Source organism: Protofrankia sp. CiP1_Cm_nod3 (assembly GCF_982290655.1).
Window position 1 is genome coordinate 1 of the sequence record NZ_CEVIVD010000089.1, and the last position, 5,692, is coordinate 5,692.

Genomic DNA, 5,692 nt, shown 5'->3' on the forward strand with positions numbered 1-5,692 from the left:
TGGGAGCCCGGGGGTGAGATTCCTCCGGGCCACCCGACTGGGGCGCTTGGGGTTGCTTCAGGACGAGCCTGGCGGGAGCCCGTGTACTGGCCAGGTGGTGCCCGGCATGGAGGCGGCGCGAGCCTGGTCTGCGGCTTTCACGTGGAACATGGGAAGGCGGATGCCGATACTGCACGCCCGCCCTGCGGGGTGGACGGGCGAGAGGGAGCGCGCCAAGCGGCAGGAACCGTAAGGCGTTGAGTACCGTCGCGGCGTCTGCTGGCGGACCGGCTCGTAGTAGCGAGGAAGCCCTGGTAATCGGGGTGGATGCGAAGGGGCCGGCTCATCGATGGGTTTGTTTGCGCGAGCAACCGGCGTTGCCGGGAGGAGACGTGTGGGCAGGTCAGGTCCGGAAGGCAAGTCGTTTCAGATATCGAAGCAGCTGGTGTGGGAGGCGTATAGGCGTGTGAGGGCCAACAAGGGTGCCGCCGGGGTGGACGGGCAGTCCCTGGCCACGTTCGAGTCCGATCTGAGGAACAATCTCTACAAGATCTGGAATCGGATGTCGTCGGGGACCTACTTTCCGCCTCCGGTGATGGCGGTGGAGATACCCAAGGCGGCTGGGGGCACGAGAGTTCTCGGCGTGCCCACGGTCGCCGACCGGGTGGCGCAGACGGTGGCCGCGATGGCGTTGGAAGCCCGCACGGAGTCGATCTTTCATGGAGACTCCTACGGGTACCGGCGTCGGCGCGGTGCGCTGGATGCCGTGGCCAGGTGCCGGCAACGGTGCTGGAAGAAGGACTGGGTCATCGATCTCGATGTCCAGGACTTCTTCGACAGCGTGCCGTGGGACCTCATGGTCAAGGCGGTCGAGGCCAACATCACCACCGACCGGACATGGGTGCTGCTCTACGTTCGGCGGTGGCTTGCCGCCCCGCTGCAGCTGCCCGACGGGACCCTGGCAAGGCGGGAACGCGGGACCCCGCAGGGGTCGGCGATATCACCCGTCCTCGCCAACCTGTTCATGCACTACGCGTTCGACCTGTTCCTGGCCCGGAATTTCCCAGGTGTGCAGTTCGAGCGATATGCGGACGACGCGATCGTGCACTGCGCGTCGGAACAGGAGGCCCGCGTGGTGCTGGCTGCGCTCACCAGCCGGATGGCCGAGGTCGGGCTGCGGCTGCACCCGACCAAGACCAAAATCGTGTACTGCAAGGACGGCAGGCGGCGTGGCTCGCACGAGCACACCTCGTTCACGTTCCTGGGGTACACCTTCCGGCCCAGGGGCGCCAGGAGAGCCGACGGGACGATGTTCGTGGGCTTCCAGCCCGCGGTCAGCCCCGAGGCGTTGAAGAAGATGAGCCAGCGGGTCCGCCGATGGCGGATCCACACGCGAACCAGACACGACCTGAGCGAGCTCGCCACACTGATCAACCCGGTCGTGGCGGGCTGGATGAACTACTACGGCCGGTTCTACCGGTCGCAGATGTCCCCCCTCCTGCAACGCATCAACACCTACCTGATGCGGTGGGCTGGCAAGAAGTACAGACGGCTACGCCCGTTCAAGCGGTTCAGAGCATGGTGGACCGGGATCCTCGATCGAGAGCCCGGACTGTTCGCGCACTGGGCCTGGGCATCCATGCCGACCGGACCACGGTGAGAAGAGCGGAGTGAACCGAGAGGTTCACGCTCCGTTCTGTGGGAGCCCGGGGGTGCGATCCCCCGGGCCACCCGACCAGGCTCGCGGCTGCACTGGGCCACCACTGGCCACAACTCCTGGTGATCGGATGAACACAGTTTCCGGTGCACCGCGAGGAGTCGCTTTTCCCTTCTTGATGAATCCTGTTTCGCCCGCGACCAGTATTCCTTCCGGTTCCCGAGGTGTTCGGCGACGTAGTCGCGGAGGATGTCCCGTACCAGGTCGGAGTCCCACGGGTAGGTGTTCAGGAGCCGCTGGATCCGATGGGGGCCGGGTGCGCCGGTATATTCGGCGATCGACCGGCTGTTCTTCCGTTCCATGGTGGATAGGAGGCCAGCCAGGTATGATCGTGCCTGTTGTCGGACTGTTCCGGTGGAGAAGCGGTCCGCGATTCTCGCGAGCATCTCCTCGAAGCCGGCCTGCCAGCCGTCCGGGGTGATGTCGTCTATGCTGTCCATGCGGCCGCCGCTGTTCTCTCGAGTTCATGCACAAACCCGACAGTCCAGACGGCGGCCGTTCTTTATGCGACGACACGCGGATTGTCAAGACACAGAACACAAGCCGACCACTGTTTCTGTAGGATACAGGCTGAGGAGCATCATGACGGTTTCGCTGATCGCGTCGGCTTGTTCCGACGCGGTCGCCCCCGGCTACCCCGCATCACCCCTGCGGCTGGTGGCTCCGGACGGCACTCTGACCGACCTCGGGCGAGCCGCCGACATCGACCCCGATCTGGTCCGCGAGCTGCATCGCGACATGGCCCGCGCCCGCTGCCTCGACCACGCCGCCCTCGCCCTGCAGCGCCAGGGCGAGGTGAGCCTCTGGCTGATGAGCTGGGGCCAGGAAGCCGCACAGGTCGGTTCGATACGGGCGGTGCGGGACAGCGACATGGTGTTCCCCAGCTACCGTGAGCACGCCGCCGCGCTGTGCCGGGGCATCACACCCGCCGAGCTGCTCACGCAGTGGCGCGGCCACCGGCACGCCGGCTGGGACCCCACCGCGCACCGCTTCCACATCTACTCGCTCGTGCTCGGCACCCAGACGCTGCACGCCACCGGCTACGCGGCCGGTGCCGCGATGGAGGGCACCGACGAGATCGTGGTGACCTACTTCGGGGACGGCGCGGCGAGCCAGGGGGACGTCAACGAGGCGTTGAACTGGGCCGCCGCCGCCGGCCTGCCGATCCTGTTCTTCTGCCAGAACAACCAGTGGGCGATCTCCACCCCGACAACGACCCAGATGCGCACGCCCGTGCACCGCCGCGCGGCAGGGTTCGGCCTGCGCACCTATCACGTCGACGGCAACGACGTGCTCGCGGTGCTCGCCGTGACCGGCGAGGCGGCCGCCCGGGTCCGCGCCGGGGACGGGCCGGCCCTGATCGAGGCCGAGACCTACCGTCTCGCCGGGCACAGCAGCTCCGACGACCCGGGCCGCTACCGCACCCAGGCGGAGGTGGAGCTGTGGCAGGGCCGTGATCCGCTCGCCCGGTCGGACGCTCTGCTGCGCGCGCTCGGTACCCCGGACTCGTGGTTCGACCAGCTGCAGGACGAGCTCGCGGCGTTCGGGGACGAGGTGCGTAAGGCCTGCCGCGGGCTGACCGGGCCGGGGCTGGCTGACCTGTTCGGCACCGTCTACGCCGAGCCGCACGACGCGCTCGACCAGGAGCGGCACGACTACCTGCGCCACCGCGACGCGCTCGAGGCGGGCCGCTGAATGACCGTCATGACCCTCGCCCAGGCGATCAATGCCGGGCTGCGCAAAGCGATGGAGGACGACGAGCGGGTCGTCGTGATGGGAGAGGACATCGGCACGCTCGGCGGTGTCTTCCGGGTGACCGACGGCCTGCAGAAGGACTTCGGCACGGCACGCGTGGTGGACACCCCGCTCGCCGAATCGGCGATCGTCGGCACCGCGATCGGGCTGGCGTTGCGCGGCTACCGGCCCGCGGTGGAGATCCAGTTCGACGGGTTCGTGTATCCGGCGTTCGACCAGATCGTCAGCCAGCTCGCGAAGATGCGGGCCCGCTCGGGCGGGCGCATCGCGCTGCCGGTCGTCGTCCGGATCCCGGCCGGCGGCGGGATCGGCGCCGTCGAGCACCACAGCGAGTCGAACGAGGCCTACTTCGCGCACACAGCCGGCCTGCGGGTCGTGTCCTGCGCGAGCCCGCACGACGCGTTCCACATGATCCAGCAGGCGCTGCGCTGCAACGATCCCGTGGTCTTCTACGAGCCGAAGCGCCGGTACTGGGACAAGAGCGAGGTCGCCGACGAGCCCGGCCTCGAGCTGCACAAGGCGCGCGTCCTGCGCGAGGGTGACGACTGCACGCTCGTCGCGCACGGGCCTACCGTCGCTACCGCTCTTAGGGCGGCCGAGGCCGCCCGCGAGGACGGGTTCTCGCTCGGAGTGATCGACCTGCGGTCGATCTCCCCGCTCGACCTCCCGGCGCTGCGCGAGGCGGCACGACGGACCGGGCGGATGGTCGTGGTGCACGAGGCGTCGACGTTCGCCGGGATCGGCGCGGAGATCGCCGCCGCCGTCACCGAGGCCTGCTTCCACGAGCTGGAATCGCCGGTGCTGCGGGTCGGCGCCTACAACCTGCCCTACCCGCCGGCCCGCGTCGAGGACGACTTTCTCCCCGACGTCGACCGGATTCTCGACGCGGTCGACCGCGCCCTGCACTTCGGGGACGTCGCATGAGCACGAGGACCGCATTTCGGCTGCCCGACGTCGGCGAGGGCCTGGCTGAGGCCGAAGTCGTCACCTGGCGGGTGCGCGCCGGAGACACCGTCGCTGTCAACGATCCGCTGGTCGACATCGAGACCGCCAAGTCCGTCGTCGAGCTGCCCTCGCCGGTGGCGGGCACGATCGCCGAGATCCACGTCGAGGAAGGGGCCACGGTCCAGGTCGGCGGCGTTCTCGTCACCATTGTCGGTGAGCCCGCTGACGACGGTGACAGCGCTGGCATCGCTAGCACCGCCGGTGCTGCTGGCGCCGATGAGCCGCTGGTGCTCGTGGGGACAGGGCCGAGCGCGGCACCGGACCGGCGCCGTCGTCTCCGGCCGCGCGGCGTGGGCGTTGCCGAGCCTGTCCCGCCACGGCCGGTGGCGGGCCCCACCCGGGCACGCGCGACACCGCCGGTGCGGCTGCTGGCCCGCCGCCTCGGTGTCGATCTCGACGCGCTCGCGGCGACCAAGCCCGGGATGGTCACCCGGGAGGATGTCGCGGCCGCCGCGTCCGCGCAGCCCGCCGGACCGGTCCGCGAGACCCGCGTCCCGATCAAGGGCGTCCGCAGGGCGACCGCGGCGGCGATGGTCCGCTCCGCCTTCACCGCCCCGCACGTCACGGAGTTCCTGACCGTCGACGTGACCGCCACGATGGCGCTGCTCGCCCGCCTCAAGGAGGACCGGGACTGGGCCGGCGTGCGGATCACACCGCTGGTGTTGGTCGCCCGCTGCCTGCTCCTGGCGATCCGGCGGTATCCGGGCATCAACGCCCGCTGGGACGAGGACGCCCAGGAGATCGTGCAGCACCATTACGTGAACCTGGGCATCGCCGCCGCCACGCCCCGCGGCCTTGTCGTGCCGAACATCAAGGACGCCGACGGCCTCGACCTGAAGGGACTGGCGTCCGCGTTGGGCGAGCTGGTCGAGCACGCCCGGGCAGGCAGGACCTCGCCGGAGCAGACGTCCGGCGGGACCGTCACGATCACCAACATCGGCGCCCTCGGCGTTGACGCTGGCACGCCGATCCTCAACCCCGGCGAGGCCGCGATCCTCGCCTTCGGCGCGGTCCGCGAGAGGCCATGGGTCGTGGATGGCGCGATAGTGCCGCGCCAGGTGACCCAGCTCGCCCTGTCGTTCGACCATCGGCTCGTCGACGGTGAACTGGGCTCGCGGGTGCTGGTCGAGGTCGGGCGGCTGCTACACGACCCCGGGCGGGCCATGCTGTACGCGTGAGAGCGGCCCTGGGGAAGCCCCGGTCGCGGAGATCAACAACGGCCGGCGGGCTGACGCC

At 69.5% G+C, this 5,692-nt stretch carries 4 protein-coding genes and 1 pseudogene; 4 read left to right on the forward strand and 1 reads right to left on the reverse strand.

Annotation, left to right across the window (positions count from 1 at the left end):
* Positions 1–328 precede the first annotated feature (328 nt).
* Positions 329–1,639, forward strand: a complete 1,311-nt coding sequence (gene ltrA / locus AC5LUJ_RS16335; protein ID WP_493465238.1) for a group II intron reverse transcriptase/maturase — start codon at positions 329–331, stop codon at positions 1,637–1,639.
* A 137-nt stretch (positions 1,640–1,776) separates the two neighbouring features.
* Here the strand turns inward: ltrA and AC5LUJ_RS16340 are convergent.
* Positions 1,777–2,136 (reverse strand): annotated as a pseudogene (locus tag AC5LUJ_RS16340) (transposase); the annotation flags it as partial.
* A 142-nt stretch (positions 2,137–2,278) separates the two neighbouring features.
* Here AC5LUJ_RS16340 and AC5LUJ_RS16345 point away from each other — a divergent pair.
* The 3 genes from AC5LUJ_RS16345 to AC5LUJ_RS16355 are packed head-to-tail and all read left to right on the forward strand — an operon-like array spanning position 2,279 to position 5,634.
* Positions 2,279–3,391: a thiamine pyrophosphate-dependent enzyme gene (locus AC5LUJ_RS16345; protein WP_250284597.1), complete on the forward strand. Its 1,113-nt coding sequence runs from the start codon at positions 2,279–2,281 to the stop codon at positions 3,389–3,391.
* Positions 3,392–4,375 (forward strand): alpha-ketoacid dehydrogenase subunit beta, encoded by a 984-nt coding sequence (locus tag AC5LUJ_RS16350; RefSeq protein WP_250284594.1) that lies wholly within the window; start codon positions 3,392–3,394, stop codon positions 4,373–4,375.
* Complete coding sequence (locus AC5LUJ_RS16355) at positions 4,372–5,634, forward strand: dihydrolipoamide acetyltransferase family protein (protein ID WP_250284592.1); 1,263 nt, start codon at positions 4,372–4,374, stop codon at positions 5,632–5,634. Before AC5LUJ_RS16350 ends, AC5LUJ_RS16355 begins: the two co-directional genes overlap by 4 nt.
* Positions 5,635–5,692: the final 58 nt, after the last annotated feature.

Excerpts from the sequence above, each read along its gene's own strand:
- AC5LUJ_RS16350 (WP_250284594.1), top strand. The coding sequence starts at position 3,392 with ATGACCGTCATGACCCTCGCCCAGGCGATCAATGCCGGGCTGCGCAAA.
- AC5LUJ_RS16345 (WP_250284597.1), top strand. The coding sequence starts at position 2,279 with ATGACGGTTTCGCTGATCGCGTCGGCTTGTTCCGACGCGGTCGCCCCC.
- AC5LUJ_RS16355 (WP_250284592.1), top strand. The coding sequence starts at position 4,372 with ATGAGCACGAGGACCGCATTTCGGCTGCCCGACGTCGGCGAGGGCCTG.
- ltrA (WP_493465238.1), top strand. The coding sequence starts at position 329 with ATGGGTTTGTTTGCGCGAGCAACCGGCGTTGCCGGGAGGAGACGTGTG.